Below are 13084 nucleotides of genomic sequence, written 5' to 3' on the forward strand. Positions count from 1 at the left end.
TGCTCTCGACTCTTGCAACGTCTAGCGTCTCCCGCCCTGGAGTGACGGATCTATGCGATTTCAGTTTGGTCGCCGCAGACAGGCGGACGTTCAGCCGGCGCCCCATGCTGATGGGCTTGCCGGACCTTCCGCCATCCTTAGCGATCTGAAGACCGTCCAGAACGGTGCAAAGGGTCTGGCTGCACCCGGCGGCTGGGTGTTTCTGATCAACGACACCAATGATTTTCTCAGCTGGCAGTTCGGGCTCAAGCGGTGGACCGCCGATGAGCAAGGCAGGGTCCAGACCATTCTCGACGAGCGGGCGGACCGGCTGAGCGATCGCTTCTACCAGATGTTCATCTGCCCCGAGAAAAGCGTCGTCTACCAAGAGTATCTACCCGCAGGTCTCGACGGCATGACCACGCTTGAGGACAGGCCCGCCAGGGCCATGGCCCGGATGCGGCCCGACATCGTCACCTATTTGGGCGAACGCTTTGACGCTCTGAAGCGCCTTGGGCTGCTGTTCTTTCGCGGTGATACCCATGTCAACTGGATGGGAGCCTACCATGTCTATCGCGAGGCCATACTGACGCTGCAGGCCCGTGGGGCACCGGTAGGACCGCCCCTGACCTTCAATGACCTGCAACACTTTATTGCCGGGATGGAGGGCGACGTCCTGATCCAGCTGCCCGACGCGGTAAAGGCGCAGTTTGAAGTCGACGCCGCGCTGGCGCGAGTCGGTAACATGTTGGAGTTGGTGATCTCGCACACCCTGCCGGAGGCGCGTATGCGGGCCCGGCAGGTGCCTACGCCTGAAGGCTATATTCCCGGAGGCGGTGGGCGTGCGACAGTGATCATGGAGCAGGAAGACAGGACCTTGCCTAAGGCGCTGATCTTCAGGGACTCAACGGCGACCCTAAGCGTTGAGCTGCTGGCTCAGCATTTCTCGCGCTCAGTCTTTGTCTGGCATGATGGGGATGTCATTGGAGACTTGATCGATCGGGAACAGCCCGACGTCATCCTTCATTTTGTCGCCGAACGGTTTTTGGCTACCTATCCGCGAGGCGTTGCGGTCAATCGTCTGCTGGCCTAGAGCCCTTAGCTACAGACGGAGAGATCCAAAGTTCTAAACGGCGCTCTACAGGTTTGATTTTTGAGCCTGTTTTTTCCGCTTACAGGGGTCTCTCGAAACGACAGGGGCGCTTGGGGCTGACCTCAGTCTTCGCGTTTGGCCCCGTCCAGGTCGCGGCGGAGCTTGTCTGCGCTGGCCGCTTCCAGGGCTTTTTCAGCCTTGCTACGTCCGAACCTGGCGCGGTTTTCGGCGGCTTGCGACTTGCCATCAGCCTTGGCCTTGGCCTTGCGCGCCCGGTTCAGATTGAGGATCTCGGCCATGGTCAGGACTTTGGGGGTTTGGGCACCGTTGACCCCTTGGCCGGGGTCGCCGGCCGGATGATCAAGGTTTGATGCAAACGAAGGGATTCGTCCTTTTTGATCACATAGGGCGTTTGGCCTGGGAAGGCGCAGTTCTGCATCGAGAGGGACCTTCGCAGGATCCAGCTCGTGATCGGCTGGTCATTGACCTTGCAGGTCAGGCCTAGCGTCCAGGCGGGCAAACCCGCCTCTGCGGGCCAGGCGAATCCCATGCTGGGGCCGGCTGCAACCGCCGTGTCTGCAGGAGTGACGGTTTTGCCCGCCGAGGCGAAGCTTAGGTTCTCCGGACGCACCAAACGTATGGAAAAGCCGCCATAGCCCTTGGCATCGTCACTGCCGCCGAGACCCAGGGTTTCAACGCGCGAGGTGATGACGGTGTCAAAATTGATGCGCCGGCTACCGTCCTTCAGCGGAAAGACCCTGACCTTCGTGGTCTCACGGGCCACATAGTCGAGTTCTGGCCCTGACGTGACGATCCAGTCGGCATTGACTGTAAGGGTGCCGCCGCCCTGGCTATCCCCCTTGAAGCGCTTCTCCCGGACATGAAAGGTCAGGCCCTTCATGTACCAGCCGTCGGCTACCATCTTGCCGTTCACCAGGATCTGGTGCCAGCTCCAGAACACGCCGCGCTGATGAAGATGGTCGGCCGGCTTGTCTTCGGTCAGTACCGTGCCATCGGGGGCATAGAGGGGGTGGACATAGTTCAGCCGCCCTGGTTCCACGGATGGGGCGAGGGGCTTGGTCCGATAGACCAGAACCGGCTTGCCGCCTTCGGTCAGTGTGACCGAGTCATCGGCGAAGGTGGCGTCAACCCTGGCTCCAACGGCGGGATCGGCTTGGACGGCCGTTCCCACAGCCAGAAGGGCAACAAGGGCAGCAAGGGCGAAGCTTGGTGCGCGGAGAGCCATCAGGCAGCATCCTTGGCGAGGGCTCGTGCCAGGGCAGGTCGCGCATTGGCCCGGGCCAGCCAGTCATCATAGACCGCGTGCGGAGGCAGCATCTGCCGCGCGAACTGCAACAGGCTGACAAACATCATGTCTGCTGCCGAGAACCTATCGCCCAGCAGCCAGGGAGAGGCTTCCAGAGTTGTCCGCAAGCGGTCATCCAGAGCCTGATAAGTCGCTTGGTCCGCCTCGTCCTGCCGCTGTTTCCAGAGCGTGGTGATCGCCGGTTCAAGGACGCCTGCATAGTAGGCGAGCCAGCTGAGATAAGGACCACGCAAGGGGTCCCCGACCTGGGGTCCCAGGCCGTTGGCGGGGAACTTGTCGGTCAGATAAAGGGCGATGGCGGCTGATTCCGTCACCAGAACGCCGTCGTCCAGCAGGGCCGGCACCTGTCCATGGGGGTGCGGATTGGCCGGGTCGCGAGCCCCTGACTTCGTCGTCGCCCGATAGATGTCCACGGTCCGGACCTCGTAGGGGGCACCCAGTTCCTCGAGCAGCCACAGGAAGCGGGTCGATCGGGACTGCGGGGCATGGAACAGGGTGAGCATCGGCCTCTCCGCTAGGATGCGTGAACGTAACAGGAACAAAAAAGACGGGCAAGTCGACCTTTAACGCGACTTCGCCCGGCGTGGTTATCAGGTCTTGCGCAAGTCGGGATCGAGGGTTTGGCCCGGATCCAGCTGAACCCCGAAGGTGTTGAGCATCATGCAGACCTGGGTGTACTGGCCGGCCGTGAAAACCACATCCATGGCCTGTTTTTCGCTGAAGTGTTCAAGCAGCTCCGACCAGGTCTGGTTGCTGATGAAGTGGTCGGCGTTCAGTTCGTCCGCCGCGCGGATCAGGGCGGCGTCGTGCCGCGACCAACCGGCCTCAGAACCGGCCTTGATCCTGGCGATTTCATCAACGGTCAGACCGCAGCGCAGGCCGATCTCGACATGCTGCGTCCACTCGTAGCCGCTCTTGCAGAGATAGCCTGTCCTCAGAATGACGATCTCGCGTTCGCGGGCCGGCAGGTCATTGCGCTTGGAGAGCACGTAGTTGCCCCAGGCGAGGAAGGCCTTCAGGGCATTCGGCGCATGGGCCAGGGTGCGAAAGATGTTCAGCACCGGGCCCGCCGGGATCACGCCACCCGCGCCCAATGGGGCCAGGACGTCTGCCTGTTCGGGAGACAGGGCATCCTCTGACAGGGGTTTGACCCTCGGTTGATCCAATCGCATTGCTATCCTCCCGACCCTGCAGACTGATGCTGCGGCGGTCCCAGCATCGCCCCAGCCTGGGCCATGGGTCAAACCTTGGGTTCGTCGTGTGTCTCCGGCAAGGCAAGCGCCAGCCGACCAGTCCTGATTGAGACATGGACGCCATGGTCAGTGCTGATGGCCATCCGCCCCTCGAGCTGCTTGACCAGGGCCTGGACGATAACCGTGCCCAGGCCGCCCGGATTGCCCGGGGCGAACGCGGCGACCTGACCAATCCCGTTGTCGATCACGCACAGCTCCCAGTCGTCGGCGTCCCCTTTGAAGGTGACCATGATCCGGGCATCGGCTCGGGCGATCGGGAAGGCATATTTGATGGCGTTGATGACAAGTTCGGTGACGATCAGGCCAACGCTCACCGCCCTGTCGGAGCGGATATAGACGTGGTCGGCGAGCACGGTCAGGGCGATTGGACGATGGTCACTGATCATCGAGGCCGCCAGGCTTGCGCACAGCTTGTTGAGATAGGGACCAACCTCGATCCGGTCGACGCCTTCTGACGCATGCAGGTGCGATTGCACTTCTGCCACCGAGATGACGCGCTGATGGGCGTCCTTGAGATGGAACCGGGTCTCTTCCGAGTTCACGGCCCGCGCCTTCAGCATCAGGATACTGGCGATGATCTGGAGGCTGTTGGCCACACGGTGCTGCATTTCCTGCAGCAGGACCTGTTTCTGCTGCAAGAGTGCCTCTGTGCGCTCAAGCAGGACCGCTCTTTCGCGCTCAATCAGGCGGCGGGCGGTGACGTCGGTGAAGGCCAAAAGGATGGTTGTGCGGGGACTGGTTGCGTAGATGACGTTGCGGGCATTGAGCAACATGGTCCGGCGTCCCAGGCCGGGAAAGTCGTAGTCGACCTCGAAGCCGTCCATGGCCGTGTGTTGTGGAATGATCGTCTCGAGCAGCAGCCTAAGGGCGGGGATGTCCCACTGACCCTCTCCAAGGGCGTACAGCAGCCGGCCCAGGGTCGTCTGCGGCTCGACCCGAAAGGTTTCGTAGAAGGAGCGGCTGGCGGCCAGTACCGTGAAGTGTTCGTCCAAGACCAGGAGCGGCTCGTGGATCGTGTCGACAATAGCCTCAGCGAGGGTCTGGGCGTCGACAATACCTGGTATGGGTCGTGTCATCGGAAGGATGCGGGTCCGACCCTCGACGCGGCAACTTTGGCGCGGACGGCAGTGGATCAATACCGATAGGTTCAGTCTACGCCCATTCTGGACGGCTGTCTTCTAAGGGTTTGGCCGGATTGACATATCGCTTTTGGGAGCTTTGTGGGCCCGGTGTTGACCGCACCAGGCCAGGTCCTTGCGGGACTATCGCCCGCCGCCGCCGGTGATTTCCTTGATCAGGGCCTGAACGGGGGCCTTGCCGCCGTTGTTCCAGACAAGCTTCAGATGGGCCAGGGTCCGCTCAGCGGCGTCGTCAAACTTCCATTCGCAGTCGTCAAAGCGACAGCCGCTGAACGTGGGAGCATCACCGCCGGAATAGACGAGGCGGCAACCGCGAAACTCGCAATCCGAGAAGGCCTCGCCATCCAGGGCTACGGTCTCGTGGTTGTACATCGTCAAGGTGGGCATGGCGGTTCTTTACTGGTCGTCGGATGAGGGCGGATCGCCCTCGGGATTTTGCGCCTGCTTGGCGGCGGCCTTTTCGGCGGCTTTCTCGGCGGCCTTGCGAGCCTTGGCGCGCTCGCGTTCCTGACGTTCGAAGGAATAGTTGGGAGTACGCGCCATTTGAGACCTCCTTGGTCGCTGGAAGCGCGACGGGCGAGACCCCTAACGCGGTTTGGGTGCGATGCGCAGAAAAATCCTCCCCCGAAGGGGAGGATTGTACCGAATTACTTCACGTTGCCGCAGAAACGCTGGATCCGGGAACAGGCATCTTCCAGGACATCATTGCTGGTGGCGTAGCTGATCCGGAAGAACGGTGAGAGGCCGAAGGCTGCGCCATGGACCACAGCGACGCCTTCAGTTTCCAGCAGCTCGACGGCGAAATCCTCGTCGCTTTCGATGACCTTGCCGCTGGGCGCGGTCTTGCCGATCAGACCGGCGCAGGACGGGTAGACATAGAACGCGCCTTCCGGGGTAGGGCAGTGCAGGCCAGTGGCCTGGTTCAGCATGGACACCACCAGGTCGCGGCGCTCCTGGAACAGCTTGGCGTTGGGCTTGATGAAATCCTGCGTACCATTCAGGGCCTCAAGGGCTGCCCATTGGGAAACGGATGACGGATTGGAGGTCGTCTGGCTGATCATCTTGCCCATGGCCTTGATCAGCGGCTCGGGGCCGGCCGCGTAGCCGATGCGCCACCCGGTCATGGCATAGGCCTTCGAAACGCCGTTCATCGTCAGGGTACGGTCATAGAGCTTCGGCTCGACCTGGGCGATGGTGGTGAACTCGAAGTCGTCGAAGACCAGATGCTCGTACATGTCGTCGGTCAGAACCCAGACCTGCGGGTGCTTCAGCAGCACGTCGGCGATGGCCTGCAGTTCGGCGCGCGAATAGGCACCGCCTGACGGGTTGGAGGGGCTGTTGATGATCAGCCACTTCGACCGGGGCGTGATCACCTTTTCGAGGGCCTCGGGCGTCAGCTTGAAGCCGCTTTCGGCGGTGGTTTCCACCGGCACGGGCGTCCCGCCGGCCAGCAGGGTCATGTCCGGATAGGACACCCAGTACGGGGCAGGAATGATCACTTCGTCGCCTGGATTCAGGGTGGCGACCAGGGCGTTATAGATCACCGGCTTGCCGCCCGGGGCGACATGGACCTGGCTCGGCTTGTAGTCGAGACCGTTTTCGCGCTTGAACTTGGCGCAGATCGCGGCCTTCAGTTCGGGCATGCCGTCCGGGTCGGTGTACTTGGTCTTGCCGGCGCGGATCGCCGCAATACCGGCTTCCTTGATATTGTCCGGCGTATCGAAGTCGGGCTCGCCGGCGGACAGCGCGATCACGTCACGGCCGGCCGCTTTCAGGGCGCGCGCCTTGGCGCTGATGGCGATGGTGGCCGAAGGTGCGATGCGCCGCAGGGCGGCGGACTCGAGCGACATACTTGGGACTCCCCTGGGAAACCGGTTTTCAGGATTGCGGGGGTCTTTACGCCTCCACCTCCAAGGGCGCAACGCAGGGCGACGGCTTCAGGATCAATTGAAGACATTCTGCGACAGGCTCGGTGCCGGGTTAAGCCGCGTCTACCGGTAGCAGGGACCCGCCGAGGGCGTTGCTTGCTCCCGGATCGAAGTCGCAGGTGGAGTTTTGGCTACTCTCTGGCCCAGCCATGCCAGCAAAGCTGGCCTGGCTGATGGGCGTTCCGCTTAGCGAAAGTCCATCAGTTGGCGCGCAGATAGAGGTCGTTCTGGCCGCTGGGTGCCAAGGTCTCGAGATGATCCCAAAGGCGCTTGATCTCCTGGCTGGCGGCCGAGTTCGGCTCCCACTCGCAGGCTGACCGGCCGTGAGCCATGGACTGCTGAAAGGCTGCCCGGGCCCGAAGCCCGACCGGGGCCATGGGCATGCCGGTGAATCTCAGGGCCTCAGCGGCCTTCAGAACACTGCTGGGCTCTTCACCATTGCGGCGCGGCGGTGCCTGACTCAGGACAATTAGTCCTTTCTTGCCCAGGCGGCGCACCGCTTCAGCGGACCGGGCGACCGACGCGATGTCCAGAAAGGTGGGCCGACACACCAGAACGCAGAGGTCCGCGCACTGCACAGCCTGAAGCACATCGGCATCAGGAGCCGCCGGGGTATCGACGATCACGCAATCATAGCCGCTGTATCCGGCCGTTGCCTTGGTCTGAAACAGCTTGCCGGCGTTGATCTCCATGAGCGTCGGACCGGGCGCGACGCGGGCCCTCAGCGCATCCGTTGCCGAGCGTTGTGGATCCATGTCGGCGATCATCGTCTTGAGGCCCGCCAGATGGGCGGTTATCGCCAAATTGACCGCAAGCGTAGTCTTGCCGGCTCCGCCCTTGCGAGAAATCACAGCCAGGGTCTTCACGTTGGTCACTCCAGTTCAGACACGGTCCTTGCCCCACCGGCCTGTGGATAAGTAACAATGTAATGTGAAGCCTTGGCAATCGATTTGTCGCCACGGGCGAGTGCTATCCTTTGAAAATCAAGGATCCGCAGCGACAGCGTGGTTAATGCGCGTGCCTTTAAGGCGCCGCAGGTACGGCTGATGCTTGACCCGTCGGTGCCATTGGGCGAGGCAGGAGACGTGATGCGCCGCCTCATCGAGTTTGTGACCAATATGGACGCCCGTGCCTGGCGCACGGTGGCGGTGTCCTTTGTCCTGTTCGGCGGCGTAGGGATCGTCTTCCTGTTCGGAGCCCAGTTCCTCGGTTTCAATGGTGAAACGACCGTTGAGCACTGGCTGGGCGCGGCGAGTGGGCCCTGGGCCCTGCCGGCGGCGGTTGGCGCCTTTGCCCTAATGGCCTTTCTGGGGGTGCCGCAGTTTGTCCTGATCGCCGCAGCGGTGGTGGTCTTTGGCCCATGGACGGGCTTCTTCTACAGCTGGATCGGCACCCTGGTCTCATCCTTGGTGGGTTTCTGGTTTGGGCGCACTTTCGGGGCCAAGATTCTGCGCGACTTTGCCGGTGATGGCGTGGCCAAGTTCATGCGGCTGATCGGCAAGAATGGCTTTCTGGCCAGCCTCATTGTGCGACTGGTGCCGTCGGCACCTTTCATCGTCGTCAACATGGCCGCAGGCGTGACGCCGATGAGGTTGCGTGATTTTGCGGCGGGAACGGCGATCGGGATCATTCCGAAGATCGGCCTGACGGCGTTCGCCGGCAATTCCATTGTTCAAGCCATGCGGGGGGGCGGCCAGCAGCATATTGTCCTGCTCGTGCTGGCTATAGCAGTCTGGATCGTGGCGGGTTTGATTGCCCGCGCCTGGCTCAAAAGGCGTGAGGCAGGGGATTGAGCAAGCTGTAGGGCTCTGGGGCATCAGGAAGCCCCAAAGCGGTCCGGGTTGCTGTGCGCCAAGCCAGGACTATCGCACCAAACCATTGCGCCCGGGCGACGTCCGTCATCCCGTCACGGTCTTCGATACCGGCGACGCAAGCCTCAACGATAAAGGGCATGAAGGTGCGTGCGGCTTGCGCGCAAGCGGCCTTGAGTTCGTCTGAGGCTTCGGCAGGGGGCGCGACAAAGGGCTCTGCCAGCCCGGCCAGCAGGGTGTCGCAAGCTGTCGCCCAAGGCAGGGTTTCCGGATGGCCGCGCGCCTCTCGAAGCAAAAGCAGCAGCAGGGCAGGGCGCGCGCGTCCCAGGCCGATCAGGGTCGCCATGCCCGAGCCGTAACCGCGCCAAGGTTGGGCTGCAATCGTCTCAATCTCGCTCAGAATGTCGCTGAACAGGGCATCGATCAGGGCCTGCCGTGACGGATAGAGCCGATAGATCAGGATCTTGGCCATACAGACACGATCGGCGATGTCCTGCATCGTCGTGTTGTGGAGACCCTTCTCGGCGAACACTCTGACGGCGGCATCAAGCACCGCCTGAGCGCGGGCGTCGCGATCTACCCGAGGCTTCGGCTGTCCGGGACGACCGCGCGGCGTCGGTGTTCGAGCTTGGTTTGCTACAGTCATCTTCAGTGCTAGATATAATGAAACTACAAAGTTTCAAAACTCGAAACGGGGCGAGATTCGATGGCAGGACGCAGCTTGAACCTTAGAGCGACATTTTTTGTGTCGGCCCTGACACTACTTGCGGTGCCGTTGGCGGCTTTCGCCGGCGAGCCGGCTTCGTCCACCACGATTGAGCGGCAGAAGGCGCTTGCCCAAAGTCTTCCGTTTTCAGATCGCCAGGATTTTGAATTCGCTGATCGCGGCTTTATGGGCACGCGGACCGATCCGCTGATCAAGCGCGCCGACGGCCAGGTGGCCTGGAACCTTGCGGCCTATGATTTTCTGAAAGGCGAGCCGCCGGCGACAGTGAATCCCAGCCTCTGGCGCCAGGCCCAGCTGCTGGCGCGGCACGGTCTGTACCAGGTGTCGGACCGGGTTTGGCAGGTCAGGGGCTTTGATGTCTCCAACATCACCTTCATCAAGGGTGATACGGGCTGGGTGGTGGTTGATCCCTTGACCACGACGGAAACCGCCAAGGCCGCGCTTGATCTCATAACCGAAAAGGTCGGGTCCCTGCCGATCCGCGCGGTGATCTATACCCACAGCCATAGTGATCACTTCGGCGGCGTGCGGGGCATTGTCGACGAGGCGGACGTCAAGGCCGGCAAGGTCGCCATTGTCGCGCCCGAGGGCTTCATGAAGGAGGTCGTCAGCGAAAACGTGCTGGCCGGCAACGCCATGAGCCGCCGGGCCCAGTACCAGTTTGGCCTGATGCTGCCGCCCGGCGTCGAAGGGCAGGTCAGTTCGGGGATCGGTCAGGGCATCGCCAAGGGGACCATCACCCTGATCCCCCCGACCCAGATCATCGACCATACCGGTCAGGAGCTGGTGCTGGATGGCGTCAAGGTGCGGTTCCAGTACACGCCCAATACCGAAGCCCCGGCGGAAATGAACTTCTACCTTCCGGATCTGCGCATTCTGGACATGGCCGAGAACGTCAATCCGTCGATGCACAATGTGCTGACGCCGCGCGGCGCTCTGGTGCGCGACAGCAAGGCCTGGGCAGACTATCTGACCGAGTCTATCCGTCTGTTTGCCGATGGTTCGGACCTGATGATCACCAGCCATGGCTGGCCTCGCTTCGGCCAGGAGACGGTCAAGACCGTGCTGGCGGCGCACCGGGATACCTACAAGTATCTGCACGACCAGTCCGTTCGGATGCTCAACCATGGTCTGACCGGCGATGAGATCGCGGCCCAGATCGAACTGCCACCCAGCCTGGCCAAGGACTGGTTCAATCGTGGCTACTACGGCAGCATGAGTTTCAACAGCCGGGCGGTCTACCAGCGCTATATGGGCTGGTACGATGCCAACCCCGCCCATTTGTCTCCCGCGCCGCCGGCCCAGACGGGCCAGCGCTATGTTGCTGCCATGGGCGGTGCCGTGAAGGTCAAGGCCATGGCCGGCGAGGCCGCTAAGGCGGGGGACTATGACTGGGCGGCGACCCTGCTCAACCACGTGGTCATGGCGGACGATGGCGACAAGGCCGGCAAGGCACAGTTGGCCAATGTCTATGAGCAGCTTGGCTATCAGGCCGAGAGCGCCATCTGGCGCAACATGTACCTGACCGCCACTGATGAACTGCGGGGTGGGGTGCGCAAGGTTCCGGCCTCGATGGCACCGCTCGATATGCTTCAGGGCCTTCCCAGCCAGATGATCTTTGATGTTCTGGCCATCCGCCTGAATGCCGAGAAGGTTGGCGATGCAAAGCTCCGGCTTGCGTTCGTCTTCCCGGACCGCAAGGAGCGCTTCCTGGTCGAGGTCCGGAACCGGGTGCTGGTGGCCCAGCCTTCGGAGGGCGGTGAGACCGTGGATGCCACCCTGACGGTGGCGCGGCCCCTGTTCCTCGATTCCCTGTTCCGGGGGACACCCCTGTTGCCCAAGATCTTGACCGGAGAGGTCAAGCTCGAGGGTGATCGCTCTGCCATGGGACGACTGTCGGGGTGGTTTGACGCCTTCCCCAACGATTTTCCGATTGTGACCCGCCGCAAATAGGTCGGGGCTTGGATGGAAGTTGCTCAGCGTGCGGCCAATTGCGCTCTAGGCGCAAAAAGCTTGCTGCAATTGGGGGCGATGTGTAGAAAGTAAGCATGAACGTCGCGCGCACCCTGCTTCTGCTTCGGCTTACCAGCCCCTGGGCGCTCTAGGGTCACGCCTCGTCGTGACCGGGCGCGCAGGGGGAGAAAACCCATAGCCGCCCCGCACGCAGACACCTTCCGACGAGTATTCAAATGACCTCCGTATCGCCCACCGCCTCCACACCGGGCGCCACCGTCCAACGCGACAATGTTGTGATCTTCGACACCACCATGCGTGACGGCGAACAGTCGCCCGGCGCGTCCATGTCGCTGGATGAAAAGCTGGAACTGGCCAAGATCCTCGAGGAGATGGGGGTCGACATCATCGAGGCGGGGTTCCCGATCGCCTCCAATGGTGACTTCGAAGCGGTCCGCGAGGTCGCCAAGATCGTCAAGAACTCGACCGTTGCAGGCCTGTGCCGCGCCCATCAGGTTGATATCGACCGCTGCGCCGAAGCCCTGAAGCCCACTCAGCGCGGCCGGATCCATGTTGTGATCGCCACCAGCGACCTGCACATGAAGCACAAGCTGCAGATGGAGCCCGAGGCCGTCATCGACGTGATCGCCCGCTCCGTGGGTCATGCCCGCAATCTGCGTGACGATGTCGAATGGTCGGCAGAAGACGCCACCCGAAGCGACCGTCAGTTCCTGCGCCGAGCGATCGAGACTGCCATCAAGGCCGGTGCAACGACGATCAACCTGCCGGATACGGTCGGCTACACCTATCCGTCGGAATATGCCGATCTGTTCAACTGGATGACCCAGAATGTCGAGGGCGCAGACAGGGTCATCTTCTCGACCCACTGCCACAACGATCTGGGCCTGGCCGTGGCCAACAGCCTCGCAGGCGTGCAGGGCGGGGCGCGCCAGATCGAATGCGCCATCAACGGCCTGGGCGAGCGCGCCGGCAACGCCGCTCTCGAAGAGGTGGTGATGGCCTTGAAGGTGCGTGGCGACAAACTGCCCTACGGGACCCGCATCGACAGCACCCATATCACCCGCGCCAGCCGCTATGTCTCGGCCATCACCGGTTTCCCGGTGCAGTACAACAAGGCCATCGTCGGCAAGAACGCCTTCGCCCATGAGAGCGGCATCCACCAGGACGGGATGCTGAAGAACCGCGAAACCTACGAAATCATGACCCCGGAATCGGTCGGTCAGGCGCCGTCCAGCCTGGTCATGGGCAAGCACTCGGGCAGCCATGCCTTCCGCGCCAAGCTGAAGGACCTGGGCTATGAGCTGGGTCAGAACGCCCTGAAGGAGGCCTTCGGCCGCTTCAAGGACCTCGCCGACCGCAAGAAGCACGTCTATGACGACGACATTATTGCCCTGGTCGATGATGCCCTGGCGCGCGGCTCGGAAAAGATCCGTGTGCTGCGCTTGCGGGTCGTGGCAGGCACCGACGGTCAGTCGGCAGAGTTGACCCTCGATGTCGATGGCCAGGAGCGTATGGCCGAGGCGACGGGCGACGGTCCTGTCGACGCCGTGTTCAATGCCATCCACAAGATCGTGCCGCACAGCGCGGCCCTGCGCCTCTTCCAGGTGCATGCCGTCACTGAAGGCACGGACGCCCAGGCTCAGGTCTCGGTGCGTCTGGAAGAGGATGGCCGCATCGCCACCGGCCAGGCCGCCGACACCGACACCCTGACCGCCTCGGCCAAGGCCTATGTCAACGCGCTCAACAACCTCTTTGCCCGCAAGGAAAAGAGCCGGCCCGAAGCGGCGATCGCCAGCGGGTTCTAGGATCGGGGGCGTTTGCGCGCCTCTCGACCCTTTCCCAAACTGCAAGGA

14 protein-coding genes are annotated in these 13084 nt (G+C 62.4%); 4 read left to right on the forward strand and 10 right to left on the reverse strand.

Features of this window, described 5'->3' with window-relative positions; translation table 11 throughout:
- Positions 1–52: 52 nt before the first annotated feature.
- Complete coding sequence (locus ACW17U_RS05115) at positions 53–1072, forward strand: alginate O-acetyltransferase AlgX-related protein (RefSeq protein ID WP_492055090.1); 1020 nt, start codon at positions 53–55, stop codon at positions 1070–1072.
- Between the two features lie 122 nt (positions 1073–1194).
- On the opposite strand, the gene ACW17U_RS05120 is transcribed toward ACW17U_RS05115, so the two are convergent.
- From ACW17U_RS05120 to ACW17U_RS05160, 9 genes are all read right to left on the reverse strand, one after another.
- Positions 1195–1371, reverse strand: coding sequence for a DUF4169 family protein (locus tag ACW17U_RS05120; RefSeq protein ID WP_084745929.1), 177 nt, complete (start codon positions 1369–1371; stop codon positions 1195–1197).
- A 2-nt stretch (positions 1372–1373) separates the two neighbouring features.
- Entirely contained in the window at positions 1374–2318 is a 945-nt protein-coding gene (locus ACW17U_RS05125; RefSeq protein WP_492055091.1) for a DUF6807 family protein, read from the reverse strand.
- Positions 2318–2902, reverse strand: a complete 585-nt coding sequence (locus ACW17U_RS05130; protein WP_492055092.1) for a glutathione S-transferase family protein — start codon at positions 2900–2902, stop codon at positions 2318–2320. The genes ACW17U_RS05125 and ACW17U_RS05130 overlap by 1 nt, the downstream gene beginning before the upstream one ends.
- 87 nt (positions 2903–2989) lie before the next feature.
- Positions 2990–3571 (reverse strand): carboxymuconolactone decarboxylase family protein, encoded by a 582-nt coding sequence (locus ACW17U_RS05135; protein WP_492055093.1) that lies wholly within the window; start codon positions 3569–3571, stop codon positions 2990–2992.
- A 68-nt stretch (positions 3572–3639) separates the two neighbouring features.
- Entirely contained in the window at positions 3640–4728 is a 1089-nt protein-coding gene (locus tag ACW17U_RS05140; protein ID WP_492055094.1) for a sensor histidine kinase, read from the reverse strand.
- Between the two features lie 186 nt (positions 4729–4914).
- Complete coding sequence (locus ACW17U_RS05145) at positions 4915–5178, reverse strand: hypothetical protein (RefSeq protein ID WP_062147317.1); 264 nt, start codon at positions 5176–5178, stop codon at positions 4915–4917.
- A gap of 9 nt (positions 5179–5187) precedes the next feature.
- On the reverse strand, positions 5188–5334 hold the full coding sequence (locus ACW17U_RS05150) for a hypothetical protein (RefSeq protein WP_166504218.1): 147 nt from the start codon (positions 5332–5334) through the stop codon (positions 5188–5190).
- 104 nt (positions 5335–5438) lie between these two features.
- Positions 5439–6641: a pyridoxal phosphate-dependent aminotransferase gene (locus tag ACW17U_RS05155; protein ID WP_492055095.1), complete on the reverse strand. Its 1203-nt coding sequence runs from the start codon at positions 6639–6641 to the stop codon at positions 5439–5441.
- Positions 6642–6919: 278 nt separating this feature from the next.
- Positions 6920–7585, reverse strand: coding sequence for an AAA family ATPase (locus ACW17U_RS05160; RefSeq protein WP_062151605.1), 666 nt, complete (start codon positions 7583–7585; stop codon positions 6920–6922).
- A gap of 219 nt (positions 7586–7804) precedes the next feature.
- On the opposite strand from ACW17U_RS05160, the gene ACW17U_RS05165 reads away from it, so the two are divergent.
- Positions 7805–8512, forward strand: coding sequence for a TVP38/TMEM64 family protein (locus ACW17U_RS05165; protein WP_062147312.1), 708 nt, complete (start codon positions 7805–7807; stop codon positions 8510–8512).
- On the opposite strand, the gene ACW17U_RS05170 is transcribed toward ACW17U_RS05165, so the two are convergent.
- Positions 8487–9083, reverse strand: a complete 597-nt coding sequence (locus ACW17U_RS05170) for a TetR/AcrR family transcriptional regulator (RefSeq protein ID WP_492055096.1) — start codon at positions 9081–9083, stop codon at positions 8487–8489. The two genes, ACW17U_RS05165 and ACW17U_RS05170, sit on opposite strands and share 26 nt — an antisense overlap.
- Positions 9084–9236: 153 nt before the next feature.
- On the opposite strand from ACW17U_RS05170, the gene ACW17U_RS05175 reads away from it, so the two are divergent.
- Both ACW17U_RS05175 and ACW17U_RS05180 read left to right on the forward strand, forming a co-directional pair.
- Positions 9237–11210, forward strand: a complete 1974-nt coding sequence (locus ACW17U_RS05175) for an alkyl/aryl-sulfatase (protein ID WP_492055097.1) — start codon at positions 9237–9239, stop codon at positions 11208–11210.
- A 236-nt stretch (positions 11211–11446) separates the two neighbouring features.
- Entirely contained in the window at positions 11447–13036 is a 1590-nt protein-coding gene (locus ACW17U_RS05180; protein WP_378109058.1) for a 2-isopropylmalate synthase, read from the forward strand.
- Positions 13037–13084 lie beyond the last annotated feature (48 nt).

It is taken from the genome of Caulobacter sp. AVps16, from assembly GCF_058681455.1.